General features: G+C 71.8%; 11 protein-coding genes and 1 pseudogene. 11 read left to right on the forward strand and 1 reads right to left on the reverse strand.

Going from position 1 to position 12,408, the window contains the following annotated elements; all coding sequences use genetic code 11:
• Positions 1-157 precede the first annotated feature (157 nt).
• The 10 genes and pseudogenes from Pflav_RS13745 to Pflav_RS13780 all read left to right on the forward strand — a co-directional run bounded on the left by Pflav_RS13745 (position 158) and on the right by Pflav_RS13780 (position 10,445).
• Entirely contained in the window at positions 158-892 is a 735-nt protein-coding gene (locus Pflav_RS13745; protein ID WP_173036517.1) for a GntR family transcriptional regulator, read from the forward strand.
• Between the two features lie 2 nt (positions 893-894).
• Entirely contained in the window at positions 895-1,857 is a 963-nt protein-coding gene (locus Pflav_RS13750; RefSeq protein ID WP_173036518.1) for a phosphotriesterase family protein, read from the forward strand.
• Positions 1,854-2,588 (forward strand): annotated as a pseudogene (locus tag Pflav_RS45460) (sugar isomerase domain-containing protein); the annotation flags it as partial. The gene Pflav_RS13750 and the pseudogene Pflav_RS45460, both read left to right, overlap by 4 nt.
• A 34-nt stretch (positions 2,589-2,622) precedes the next feature.
• Positions 2,623-4,080 carry a xylulokinase gene (locus Pflav_RS13755; protein ID WP_173036519.1) on the forward strand — a complete coding sequence of 486 codons (1,458 nt, stop codon included), beginning with the start codon at positions 2,623-2,625 and terminating at the stop codon, positions 4,078-4,080.
• A gap of 1 nt (position 4,081) precedes the next feature.
• Positions 4,082-4,858 carry an SDR family NAD(P)-dependent oxidoreductase gene (locus Pflav_RS13760; protein WP_173036520.1) on the forward strand — a complete coding sequence of 259 codons (777 nt, stop codon included), beginning with the start codon at positions 4,082-4,084 and terminating at the stop codon, positions 4,856-4,858.
• A complete protein-coding gene (locus Pflav_RS13765) occupies positions 4,827-6,143 on the forward strand; it encodes a hypothetical protein (RefSeq protein WP_173036521.1) in 1,317 nt (438 codons plus the stop codon). Before Pflav_RS13760 ends, Pflav_RS13765 begins: the two co-directional genes overlap by 32 nt.
• Entirely contained in the window at positions 6,140-6,703 is a 564-nt protein-coding gene (locus Pflav_RS13770) for a hypothetical protein (RefSeq protein ID WP_173036522.1), read from the forward strand. Before Pflav_RS13765 ends, Pflav_RS13770 begins: the two co-directional genes overlap by 4 nt.
• Before the next feature lie 151 nt (positions 6,704-6,854).
• On the forward strand, positions 6,855-7,448 hold the full coding sequence (locus Pflav_RS43555; protein WP_197938445.1) for a glycoside hydrolase 5 family protein: 594 nt from the start codon (positions 6,855-6,857) through the stop codon (positions 7,446-7,448).
• Positions 7,370-8,764, forward strand: coding sequence for a glycoside hydrolase 5 family protein (locus Pflav_RS13775; protein ID WP_197938447.1), 1,395 nt, complete (start codon positions 7,370-7,372; stop codon positions 8,762-8,764). Before Pflav_RS43555 ends, Pflav_RS13775 begins: the two co-directional genes overlap by 79 nt.
• Before the next feature lie 916 nt (positions 8,765-9,680).
• Positions 9,681-10,445 (forward strand): alpha/beta fold hydrolase, encoded by a 765-nt coding sequence (locus tag Pflav_RS13780; protein ID WP_232071376.1) that lies wholly within the window; start codon positions 9,681-9,683, stop codon positions 10,443-10,445.
• 190 nt (positions 10,446-10,635) lie between these two features.
• On the opposite strand, the gene Pflav_RS13785 is transcribed toward Pflav_RS13780, so the two are convergent.
• Positions 10,636-11,244: a class I SAM-dependent methyltransferase gene (locus tag Pflav_RS13785; protein WP_232071378.1), complete on the reverse strand. Its 609-nt coding sequence runs from the start codon at positions 11,242-11,244 to the stop codon at positions 10,636-10,638.
• 274 nt (positions 11,245-11,518) lie between these two features.
• Here Pflav_RS13785 and Pflav_RS13790 point away from each other — a divergent pair, with 274 nt between their 5' ends.
• On the forward strand, positions 11,519-12,400 hold the full coding sequence (locus Pflav_RS13790; RefSeq protein WP_173036523.1) for a hypothetical protein: 882 nt from the start codon (positions 11,519-11,521) through the stop codon (positions 12,398-12,400).
• Positions 12,401-12,408 lie beyond the last annotated feature (8 nt).

The raw sequence follows: 12,408 nt of genomic DNA on the forward strand, positions 1-12,408 counted from the left end.
CTCGCCCGGAACCATACGACAGCCCACACCCTTGGTCAACAACTTGTTTCCAGTCTGTTGCGCAGCCACATAATCGCTGCTCTTGACGGGCGGAGCCACGGCGGCGTAGCGTCCTGCACCGACACGCGATAAGTCGAATTGGTCTGCCATCTGAGGGGTGCGGGTGCTTACGCGCTTGGCTCAGCAGCTCGCCGCGACGCTGGAGGCACAGATTCTGGACGGCCGGTGGCGGGTGGGTGAGCGGCTCCCGGCAGAGCGCGACCTGGCCCGCCAGCACGAGGTCAGCCGCTCCACGATGCGCGAGGCACTCGACGAGCTGGAGCGCACCGGGCTGATCCTGCGCCACCAGGGGCGCGGCACGTTCGTCGCGCCGCGCCGGCTGGAGCAGTCACTGCTCGGGCACTTCTCCATCGTCGAGTCGCTACGCGCGTCCGGCCGCGCGGTCTCCACCCGGGTGCTCGCCGAGCGAGCCGGTCCGCCGTCCCCGTCCATCGCCCGCGAGCTGGGCTGTGCGGACGGCGACGCGGTGCTGGAGATCGAGCGGCTCCGCCTCGCCGATCGCGTGCCGTTCATGCTCGAGCGCACCTGGCTGCCGCTCGCCCAGGCGCCCGGTCTGGACACTGTGGACCTCTCGGATCGCAGCCTCTACGAGGTGCTCCGCACGGAGTACGGGATCGTGCTGGAGCGCGCGGTGGAGTCGTTCGAGCCGGTGCTCCTCACCGCCGAGGAGGCCAAGCTGCTCGACTACCCGCCCGGGTCGCCGTCCCTGCTGCTGCTGCGCACCACGTACGACGCGCGCGGCGTCGCGATCGAGTGCGCCCGCGCGCTGCTCCGCGCCGACCTGGTGCGGCCGCTGGTGGAGCGCAAGGTGCACGAGCCGGTGCGGTACTAGCGATGCCCGCGATCGTCACCGTGCTGGGCGAAATCGACCCGGCCACGCTCGGCCCGACCGACTGCCACGAGCACCTGCTGATCCGCGGCGGCCTGCCGATCGTGCTGGAGCCCGACTTCAGGCTCGACTCGGTCGACGCGGCCGTGGCCGAGGTGGGCGACTTCCAGGCCGCCGGTGGCGCCGCGCTTGTCGACTGCATGCCGCTCGGCGTGGGCCGCGACGCGCGCGGGCTCGTCGAGGTCGCCGAGCGCACCGGCGCCACCGTCGTCGCCACGACCGGCTTCCACCGCGACCTCTACTACGCCGCCGACCACTGGGTGCGGACGTACGACGCGGAGCGGATCGCCGACCTCATGGTGGCCGAGCACACCGAGGGGATGGAGGTCTCCGGCTACGGCGGTCCGTTCGTCGAGCGGATCGCCGCCCGCCCGGGTGCCATCAAGCTTGCGTTCAGCGGGCCGGAGCCGACGCCGACCGAGCGCAAGCTGGCCGCCGCCGTCGGCATGGCGCAGCGCCGCACCGGCCTTCCGGTGGTCACCCACACCGACGACGAGCGCTCCGCCGCGCTCCAGCTGTCCATCCTGGACGGGTACGGTGTGCCGCCCTCGTCCGTCGTGTTCGGACACATGGACCGGCACACCGGCGTGGCCGGGCTTGCCGAGGTCTGCCGGACCGGCGCCACCGTCTGCCTGGACTGGCTCGGCCGGCACGACCGCCGCCCGGACTCGTACGTCGCCGACCTGGCCGCCGGCCTCGCCGCCGAGGGCTGCCTGGACGGGGTCGTGCTGGGGCAGGACCTGGCCCGTCGCGGCTACTGGCGGGCGTATGGCGGCGGCCCTGGCCTGGCCAACCTCGTCGCCACCTTCCCCGCCCTGCTCCGGAAGGCCGGGCTGACCGACGACCACATCAGACAGTTGCTCGTGGACAACCCACGCCGCGTACTCACCAGGTTGGAGCCTTCGTGACTCTTCGCTACCCGCAGATCGCCCGCGAGATCATCGACAAGATCGAGCGGACCCAGGAGGAGCCGATCCGGGCCGCGGCCGACCTCTTCGCCGACCGCATCGCCAAGGGCGGGCTCGTGCACCTCTTCGGCGCCGGCCACTCCCGCATGGGCGTGGAGGAGATCTTCCCGCGGATAGGCTCGATCGTCGGCTACCACCCGATCGTCGAGATGTCGCTGAGCTACTACACAAACGTGGTCGGCACGATGGGGCTCGCCCAGTCCTTGTTCCTGGAGCGGGTCGACGGCTTCGGCGAGGTGCTGCTGGACAACTACGTCTTCGACGCCGAGCGGGATGCCGCGCTGGTCATCTCCTCCACCGGCATCAACAACGTGCCCGTGGAGGTGGCGCTCGGCCTGAAGAAGCGCGGCCTGACGATCGCCGCCATCACCAGCGTCGCGCACTCCTCCTCTGTGGACTCGCGGCACCCCAGCGGCAAGCACCTCTACGAGGTCGCCGACATCGTCGTCGACAACTGCACGCCGGCCGGCGACGCGGCCATCCACGTGGAGGGAGCCGACTTCCCGGTCTCCCCCACGTCCACATTGGCCACCGTGACGATCGTCCACAGCATCAACCACCTGCTCGCCGAAGGGCTCGTCGCACGCGGGGTCAAGCCGCTGGTGCTGGGCAGCCCGCACTTCGCCGACCAAGAGACCGCCCGGCGCAACCTCGCCGAGTACTACGCCGAGTTCCGCCGCCGTACCGCCCGGCCGGGGTCTGACCATGCGCGCTGGCCCGGTCCTCGGCGTAGACGTCGGCACGAGCTCCACCAAGGCCGTCCTCTTCGACCCCGAGGCGGGCGTGCTCGGCACCGGCGCCGGCGCCCACCCGGTGGACACGCCCCACCCCGGCCACGCCGAGCAGGACCCCGAGGACTGGTACGGATCGGTGCGCCTCGCCGTCCGTACCGCCCTCGCCGTCGCCGGCGTACCCGGTGACGCGGTCACCGCGCTCGCCGTGAGCGGGCAGGGCGCCGCGCTCGTCGCGCTCGACGAGGCCGGAAAGCCGCTGCGGCCGGCCATCATCCACCTCGATCAGCGTGCCGAAGCCGAGGCGGCCGCGCTCGCGCAGAGCCCTCTGGGTGCGGACATCCGCCGGGCGCACGGCGCGGCGGTCGGCGCCTGGAACGCGGGCGCGAAGATCTCCTGGCTGCGCCGGCACGAGCCGGAGAGCGCCACGGCCGCGACCTACACGTCGGCCAGCGGCTTCGTCCTGCGCCGACTGACCGGTCAGTCATGGCAGAGCCACAGCGACGCCGGCATCTCCGACCTGTACGACCTGGCCGGCCGCCGCTGGTCCCCGGCCGCGCTGGAGGCGCTCGATCTGGCGCCGGACCGGCTGCCCGCGCTCGCCGCCGGCACCAGCGCGCTCGGCCCGCTCACCCCGGCGGCCGCCGCCGACCTCGGCCTGCGCAGCCGGTGCGCGGTGGTCGCGGGCGGCGAGGACACGTCGAGCGCCGCGCTCGCCGCCGGCGTCACCGGGTCCGCGCGGGGCTTCCTCAGCATGGGTACCGCCGCCGTCCTCGGCGTCGCCCTACGTCGCGATCTGGGCGGGTCCACCGCTCTGCTCCGCTTCCCGCACGTGCTGGACGGGCTCGACCTGCTCTCCGGATCGACGGCCACGGTCGGCGCGGCGCTCGCCTGGCTCGGTGACCTGCTCGATCGCACCCCGCAGGAGTTGCTCGACCTGGCCGCCGCCGCACCGCCGGGCGCGGACGGCGTCGACTTCCTGCCGCATCTGGCCGGCTCGCTGCACCCGGTCGACGACCCGGCCGCGCGCGGCGCGTTCACCGGCCTGTCGCTGGCCAGCTCGCCGGGTGCGCTGGCCCGCGCGGTCGTCGAGGGCACGGCGGCGGCGATCAGCGACAACCTCGCGGCGGCCCGGGACGCCGGCGCCGAGCCGGACGAGCTGGCCGCGGTCGGCGGGCCGACCCGCTCGCCGCTGTGGTGCCAGGCGGTCGCCGACGCCACCGGGCTGCCGGTCGCGCTCTGCGGGCCGGACGGTGCCCCGCTCGGCGACGCCTTCCTGGCCGCCGCCGAGTCGGACGCGGAGGCTGCCGCCCTTGCCGCGGCGCATGTCCAGATCAGGCGCCGCTACGAGCCGTCCCCGGACGGGGCCGAGGCGGCTACGGCTCGCCGAGCCCGGCTCGACCGCGTCTACCAGGCCACTGTGGAGCGTTGAGATGCCGTCACATGCCGTCGTCACCGGGGGCGCGTCCGGGATCGGCGCGGCCACCTGCGCCGCGCTGCTCGACGCCGGTTGGGCCGTCACAAGCCTCGACCTGCGGCCCAGCGCCGACGGCCGGGCGCGCTCGGCGGTCGCCGACGTGACCGACGCCGCTGGGCTCGCCGACGCGATCGCGGACGCCGCCGCCGAGGGGCGGGGCATCCAGGCGCTGGTCTGCGCCGCCGGCGTCTCCGGCAGCGCGCTGGGCGACGGCCCGGTCGACACCGTGAGCGCGGCGGCGTTCGACGCGGTCGTCGGTGTCAACCTGCGCGGCGCGTTCCTCACCGTCGGCGCCGCCTGGCCGCACCTGGCCGCCGCGGGCGGCGCCGCCGTGGTCACGGTCTCCAGCGTGCTCGGGCTGACCGGCGGTGGCGGCCCGTTCCGCAGCCACGCGTACATCACGGCGAAGGGCGGGCTCCTGTCCTTCACCAAGGCGCTCGCCGCGTACGGGCGGCCGGCCGGCGTGCGGGCCAACTGCGTGGCGCCCGGCGTGGTGCGCACCCCGTTCGCCCAGCGGGTCAGCGACGACCCGGCCCTGCTCGCGTACGTCACCGCGAAGCAGCCGCTCACCGGCGGCCCAATCGATCCCGGCGACATCGGTGGGCTCATCGCGTTTCTCGTCGGCCCGGACAGCCGGGCCATCACCGGACAGACCATCGCCGCCGACGGGGCTGGCGGCTCGACGCCGAAGGATGGCGCGAATGACGTTGCACCTGACCCTGGACATCCATAGTGGACACGCCGCGCTAACCCCGGAGGGCGACCCGGCACCCGTGTGGGAAGGGACGCTCTACCCGGCCTTCTGGGTGACCACCGGTGGCGGCGAGCCGCGGCTCGTCACGGTGACCGGCACCCGGACGGACGGTGACTCGGTGGAGCTCGACCTCGGCGGCTTCGGCAGCGGGCGGGCCGTGTGGCGGGTGAGCGAGACCCGGCTCGACCTGGCCGAGCTGGAGGTCGAGTTCGACGACCCGCAGACGTCCATCGTGGACATGTTCTTCGGCGTACGCCCGCTCAGCGAGGGCGAGCGGGACGCCGCGCCGGACCTGTCGCTGCCGTTCTGGCCGGACTGGCGGGCGGCCGGATTCTGCGTGCCGAGCGGCCGCCCCGCACCCGCGCAGAGCTTCTTCCGCCGCTGGGACCTCGGGCACGCCCGGCTGCCGCTCGGCATGTTCGGGCCGGCGATGGGCTCCCCGTACGCGGCCGCGTTCCCCCGCCCGCTCTGGGCCGCGGCGCTCGGCGACGACCGAGGCTGGGTGGTCGCCGGCGCCGGCGAGGTACCGGACGCGGCGATGACCTTCGACGTGCGGTCGACGTCGGCGGCGCTGCGCTGGCGGTACCGGGAGGACCTGTGGGGTGCGCCCGGGCCGCGCCGGCGCTGGACCGACCCGCTCCGCCTCACCTGGGCCGGCACCGCCTGGGACGCGTACGCCGCCTACTTCGCCTCCTTCGAGGTACGGCCGTCCACAGCGGACCGCGCCGCGGCGAGCGTCTGGAACACCTGGGGCGACTTCCGCAACGGCCACTTCCGGCTGCCCGAGGTCGCCGACGCGGCCGCCGACCTCGCCGCCGACGTGCTGGTGCTGGACGACCACTGGGAGAGCATGGTCTCCAGCGGCAAGCCGCACACCGGGCGGTTCCCGGACTTCGACGCCGACCTCGCGTACGCCCGCAAGCTCGGGCTGCGGCTGGGCTTCTGGCAGTCGGTCGGCTGGATCGACGACCCGGCCGCGGTCGGCCTCACCGACGAAGACCTGCTCCGCGGCGCCGACGGCCGCCCCCGCCGGGCCAACTGGGCGCTCGATCCGCGCGACCCGGCCCAGCATTGGTGCCTCGACCCAAGCTCGGCCCGTACCCGCGCGTTTCTGGTCCAGCGGACTCGGGAGCTCGTTCAGGCGTACGACCCGGCGATCCTCAAGCTCGACTTCGGGTACGGGCTGCCCGGACCGGACGTGGCCGCCCCACCGACCCGGCGCTGCGCGGCGAGCGGCTCGGCCACGAGCTGTACCGCATCGTGAGCGAAGCGGCCCGGGAGGCGAAGCCGGACATCGCGATCCTGCTGTACGGCATCCACCCGCTGCACCTCGCGCACGCCGACATCCTGGCCATGGACGACATGGGCGACCACGGCCGGCCCGAGGCGGAGGGGCACCGCCACTGGAGCGTCTGGGCCGCGCTGGCCGCCGGTACGGGTCGCGCCGTCAACGGCTCCAGCGGCTACTTCTGGTCCGACGACGTGGAGATCCTGCTCGACTCCGCGGTGCTCGGCCAGGCCGGCGCGGTGCTGCCGCTGCTCGCCGCCAGCGACGAGGCGACGCCCCGGCGGCTGGCCGTGCGCCGGGCGCTCAACCGCTGGTGCCGCCGTACGGTCCAGTGGCGTCCACTGTGGCTGGACTCGGACCTCGGCTCCCTCGACACCCCGCCGCGGGTACGCTCCTGGGCCGCCTCGAAGACGACCGCCTCACCGCCCTGTGCCTGCGCGACGAGAGCGGCGGGGCCAACGGATACGACCACAGTGGACGGTGGGCGGTCATCGCCCAGGGCGACGCGGACCTGCACAGCGGTACCGTCGCCGTGATCCCGGTCGACGCGGGCACCTCGCCCTCCCCGAGCCACCGCGCCCGCCCGGGTCGAGCCGGACACCGGCTGGCACTGGGACGGGCAGCGGTGTGTGCTCACCGCGACAGAAGCCGACCTCGACGGCGGCCTGGAAGGATGGCTGATCCGCGATGACCGCTGACGCGACCGTCGCCCGCCCGGCCCTGCGCCTCGACGGCGACGTGTGGCTGGGCGCCAACTACTGGTCCCGCACCGGGGGGCCGTTTATGTGGCGCACCTACGACGGCGCGGTCGTCCGGGAGGAGCTGCGGATACTGCGCGACCACGGGGTGACGCTGACCCGGTCGTTCTTCTTCTGGCCTGACTTCCAGCCGGCGCCGGACACCATCGACGAGGAGTTCGTCGCGCGGTGGCGGGACTTCCTGCGCGCCAGCGAGGAGTTGGGCGTGGCGACCGTGCCGACGTTCCTGGTCGGGCACATGTCCGGCGAAGACTGGGACGTGCCGTGGCGGGGCGGGCGCGACCTCTACCGGGACGGGTTCATGCTCGGGCAGCAGGCCTGGTTCATCCGGGAGATGGTGCGGCGCACCGTCGACTCCCCGGCCGTCGCCGGGTGGCTCATCTCCAACGAGTTCACCAACTACGCCGGGCCGTCCGATCCGGACTACGTACGGGCCTGGGGCTGGTGTGCGTCAACGCCGTACGGGCCGGCGGCTCCACCCTCCCGGTCTCGCTCGGCGACGGTGCCTGGACGATGGAGCTGACCGCCCGGGACAACGGCTTCCGGCTGCGGCGCCAGCACGACATCGTCGACTTCGTCGGCCCGCACAGCTACCCGATGGGCGACGACCAGGTCCGCATCCACTTCGCCGCCGCCGTCGCATGTGAACTGTCGCATTTCGACAAGCCGGTACTCCTGGAGGAGTTCGGCGTGCCCAACGTGCTGTCGTCAGATCCCAACGCCGGGCACCTCTACCGCCAGTCGCTGCACAACTCCCTGCTCGCCGGTGCCACCGGCTGGATCGCCTGGAACAACACCGACTTCGACCTGCCCACCGTCGACCCGTACCGGCACCACCCGTTCGAGCTGGGCTTCGGCCTGACCCGACCGGACGGCACGCCGAAGGCCGCGCTGCGCGAGCTGGCCGACTTCCGGCGCGTGCTGGACGCCGTCGACCTCCCTGGGTGCACCCGGCCACCCACCTCCACCGCGATCCTGCTTCCGTCCTACATGGATCAGCACCCGAGGGTGCCGGCCGGCGACCGCGAGGTGATCCCGGCGATCACCGCACACGCGTACGTCGCCGCGAAGGTCGCCGACCTCGCCCCGGCGATCCTCCGCGAGCTGGACGACCCGGAGCGGTCCAGCCTTGTGCTGGTGCCGTCCAACAAGCTGCTCACCGCCCCCGCGTTCAACCGGCTCCTCGACTGGGCGGCGGCCGGCAGCCACGTGTACCTCTCCTGGTTCGTCGGCGCCAGTGGCGCACACCGCGGCGCCTGGTGGCCGGACGTGGAGGCGGTGGCAGGGATGCCGCACACGCTCAGGTACGGCCTGCTCGAACCGGTCGACGACGTCGTGACCTGGCAGTTCGAGCGCCCGCTGGGTGACCTGCCCGCCGGCACGCGGCTGGAGTTCCCGTTCGCCGGCACCGACCAGGCCCGCGGCATGCTCCCGCTGGACGAAGCGGCCGCGACCGACGGCGAGGTGCTGGCGCGGGACAACCGAGGCCGCCCCGCACTCGTGCGCCGCCGCGTGGGCACCGGCGCCGTGTACCTGTCCACGTATGCGGTCGAGTACTTCGGCTCCGCACGCCCGCATGCCCACCGCGACGACCAGGTCCACCGCCTGTACCGCGCCCTGGCGGCCGAGGCAGGCGTGTCCCCGGAGGTCAGTGTGGACGACCCACGGGTCTATGTGGACGGACTCGTACACACCTCCGGCCGCCGCTACATCTGGCTGGTCAACCTCAGCCCCGACGAGGTGACCGCCCACTGCGCGACGCCGCCAGGCTGGCGCCTGAAGGACGTGCTCTCCGGCGCCGACCGCACGGACGGCGTCGCCCTCTCGCCCTTCGGGTAGCCACGGTCGAGATCGAGGGCGGTAGCGCCCTCGCATAACCACCCGCTCGAGTCGCCCACGCGAGTTTGCTCCGCTTCCCTACGGGAAGCGCGCCCGCCGCGACAGCGACCCTCGACACATACGCCGATCATGGCCTACGGCCGTCCCCCAGCGTCCGTGGTGAGAAATTGCCCCTGGAGAGGCTGTCGCAAAATCGCCAGATTCGCATGAAGTGAGGGTCGCGTTGACCCTCACTGGCCGCCGTTCGGCGGCCAGCGGCGGACACAGCCGTGTTTTTCTACGCACACGCTGTAGTCGGGCAATTTTGCAACAGGCTCTGGAGGGGCAATTTTTCGACACGGACGACCAGAGCACCCACCCCTCCGACGGTGCCGGCCACCCACGACCTTCACCCCGATCGACGTGCCGGGAGCGAAGCACGCAGCGATCGAGAGAACCACTGGTCAAGATTTCGCCTCTCCATCAGGCAATGAGTCAGCGGACACCATTGTGGACGGAGGTTCGAGATGTGAGCTACCGCGACGTCCGTTGTGGTCCGGGCCGTTGCTCCCGCGGCCTCACCCTCCGCGACACACAACCTCACCGGCGGCCGGCGGCGCGGGCAGGCCCGCGACCGCGGCAATGAGCGCGACCGCCCCGGCGGGGTTGGATTGTGAATCGCGGAGGGTGAGGCCGCGGGAGCAGCGGTCTGGACCACGGCGGACGCCGCGGTAGCTCAAATCTCTATCAGTCTCTGACAGCGCTGCGACTCCTGATGAAGGAGGTGCGGCTGTTCTTCGGCGGGTGACCGGGCACGGCTGGCTTTGGCTTGTGTTTCGTCCGGCCGAGACGAGGGGAACCACACCATGATCGAGCAGGACGAACTGGCACCGGGCTGCGTGAGAGCCCGCCCGGGCGGCGAGAAACGGGGGTAGCTATGGCTTTCATCACCACGAAGGACGGCACCGACATTTACTACAAGGACTGGGGTTCTGGTCCGGCCGTCACGTTTTCGCATGGGTGGCCGTTGAACGCGGACGCGTGGGACGGTCAGTTGCTGTTTCTGGCGCAGAGCGGGTTTCGCGTCGTGGCCCACGACCGGCGGGGGCACGGCCGCTCGGGTCAGTCGTCTGATGGCAACGACATGAACGGGTACGCGGCCGACCTGGCGGCGCTGATCGAGGCACTCGACCTCAACAACGTCACCCTGGTCGGGCACTCGACCGGTGGTGGTGAGGTGGCCCGCTACATCGGGCGCTACGGGACCGGTCGGGTGGCCAAGGCGGTGCTGATGTCCGCCGTGCCGCCGATCATGCTCCAGTCGCCGGACAACCCGGAAGGGCTGCCGATGCAGGTCTTCGACCAGATGCGGGCGCAACTGTTCGCCGACCGGTCGCAGTTCTACCAGGATCTGGCGCAGATGTTCTACGGGGCGAACCGGCCCGGGGCCAAGGTTTCCAAGGGCATCCTGGACCAGTTCTGGCTCTGGAGCATGCAGTCCGGGGAGAAGAACGCGTACGACAGCATCAAAGCCTTCTCCGAGACCGATTTTCGGGACGACCTGGCGAAGTTCGACATCCCCACGCTGGTGATGCATGGGGAGGACGACCAGATCGTCCCGGTCAAGGACTCCGCGCACAAGACGGCGCAGATGGTCGCGGGGCCCAGGAGATCTACTACCCAGGGGCGCCGCACGGGATGACCGCCACCATTCAGGACCAGATCAACAACGACCTGCTCGACTTCCTGAAGAGCTGACCGCCGCGCGACGAGCGGGCGTCAGTGACGGTCCGCCGGCTTGCGCGCGAGGATGAGCCGGCACCGTGGGCTGCCGTCCCGGTGCCGGCCCAGGCCGGTCACGGCGACGGTCGTCACGGTGAATCCGGCCGCTGTCAGGTCGTCGCGGAGCGCGGGCAGCGGGTGGTGCGGTAGTACATGACGAACGGCGGGCGCCACACCGCGTTGCGGACCCGCATGGCCACGTCGAATCCGAGCGTGGCCCAGTACCCGACCGAGGTGACGGACAGCGGCGCGCCGATCGGGAAGGTGAAGAGCCCGCCGGGACGCAGCGCGCGGTACACCCCGTCGAAAAGCGCGGGCCGCTCGGCGGGCAGGAAGTGGCCGAGCGCCCCGAAGGTGACCGCGAGGTCGAAGCCGTCGGCGAAAGGCAGGGCCCGGGCGTCCGCCCGCACCCATGTGGCATCCGGGTGCGCGCCCCGCGCCTGCGCGAGCATGCCGGCGCTGAAGTCGACGCCCGTGATCCGTCCCTGGCACAGGCGCGTGAGGACCCGCATGCCCGCGCCGGTACCGCAGCACACGTCCAGCCCTTGGCTGAACGGCCCGAATCCGGACAGCGCGTCGGCGGTCGCGCCGAGAATGGTCTCCGGGGTGCGAAAGGGCGTGTAGTCGAACTTCGGAGCCAGGAGGTCGTAACCTCGCTCGACCGAGGACAACGCCTGGACGCACAGCTCACGCAGAGACGGGCCTTGAGCCGAGAACACCCCCGAGGGTACTCGCCCGACCGCGGCCCTGCCGGCCAAGCGCCGCCGGCGCTCCGCGATCGAACAATGGAGATTTGAGCTACCGCGATGTCCGCGGTGGTCCGGACCGTTGCTCCCGCGGCCTCACCCGCCGCGGTTCACAATCCAACCCCAACCTGCGGCTGGCAGGGCTGTGGCCAGCCACGTTGTCGTTCTGACCAGGTGTGGATCTTGGCAATCGAAAGGTCATTTCCGAACCGTCCACTGTTCGCTCTACCGCTCTAGCTTGTGCCTCATGAACCTCCGCGCAAGACTGATTACGCTCTCCACGCTTGTCACGCTCTCCACCCTTGGCGCCATGGCTGCCGTGGCTCCCGCGGTGGCCGGTCCGCAGGACCGTAAGCTCTCGCCCTCCGCGGCGGTGCCTGAGCCGATCGTCGTCGATGCCGCTCCCGCGCGGGTGACGTACTCCCGGCAGGCCAAGTCGCAGTGGCAGCTGACGAAGTTCGACCCCGTTGGAAACTCGATCCTCGCCACGCACCGCTCCAGCGGGATCACGATCGCGATCGACTACGACGACCCTGCCGACGACAGGCACGCTTCCGGGATCTCGCCCGACACCGGGTGCGGCCCGATGGAGGGTGAGTTCTGGGGCTCGGTCACCCCGCTGCTCTACCCGATCCTCGAGCCGGAAAAGCACGTCATCGAAAGGGTCCGGGTGGAGATCGACGGTGCTGAGTTGCACGTCCGTATGTCCGGCGGCGCCTACGACATGGTCTCCCCGGGCGCCGGGGACGAGACGCTGTTCATGAACGCCGTGCTGACGGTCGAGCAGGGGCAGCTTCGCGCTCGTACCAGGGGCCTGCACTACGTCCTGCCGTCCAAGGACCCGGGCACGACCGTCGACCTGACGCTGGCAGATGGCTCCAAGCTCAGCCGCACGTTCACGATGGCGACCCCGACCGGACGGGAGTACGTCGACAACGTGCGCGCCGTCCGGGTGGCCGACGGCCGCTACGGAAACTTCTCCTGGAAGACGGATATCCAGCGGCTTCAGTTCGACCTCAACACCAACCCGTTGCTCAACGTCTTCGAGATCGACGCCGACCACGCGCTGAAGGACCGCGGCCAGCGCGTCGTCACGAACAACTTCACGTTCGCGGCGGACTGCCGCTGACGCCCTCA

The sequence above is a fragment of the Phytohabitans flavus genome (assembly GCF_011764545.1).
In the GTDB taxonomy this organism is placed as follows: domain Bacteria; phylum Actinomycetota; class Actinomycetes; order Mycobacteriales; family Micromonosporaceae; genus Phytohabitans; species Phytohabitans flavus.

Excerpts from the sequence above, each read along its gene's own strand:
- Pflav_RS13750 (WP_173036518.1), top strand. The coding sequence starts at position 895 with ATGCCCGCGATCGTCACCGTGCTGGGCGAAATCGACCCGGCCACGCTC.
- Pflav_RS13755 (WP_173036519.1), top strand. The coding sequence starts at position 2,623 with ATGCGCGCTGGCCCGGTCCTCGGCGTAGACGTCGGCACGAGCTCCACC.
- Pflav_RS13760 (WP_173036520.1), top strand. The coding sequence starts at position 4,082 with ATGCCGTCACATGCCGTCGTCACCGGGGGCGCGTCCGGGATCGGCGCG.
- Pflav_RS13765 (WP_173036521.1), top strand. The coding sequence starts at position 4,827 with ATGACGTTGCACCTGACCCTGGACATCCATAGTGGACACGCCGCGCTA.
- Pflav_RS43555 (WP_197938445.1), top strand. The coding sequence starts at position 6,855 with ATGACCGCTGACGCGACCGTCGCCCGCCCGGCCCTGCGCCTCGACGGC.
- Pflav_RS13780 (WP_232071376.1), top strand. The coding sequence starts at position 9,681 with ATGGCTTTCATCACCACGAAGGACGGCACCGACATTTACTACAAGGAC.
- Pflav_RS13790 (WP_173036523.1), top strand. The coding sequence starts at position 11,519 with ATGAACCTCCGCGCAAGACTGATTACGCTCTCCACGCTTGTCACGCTC.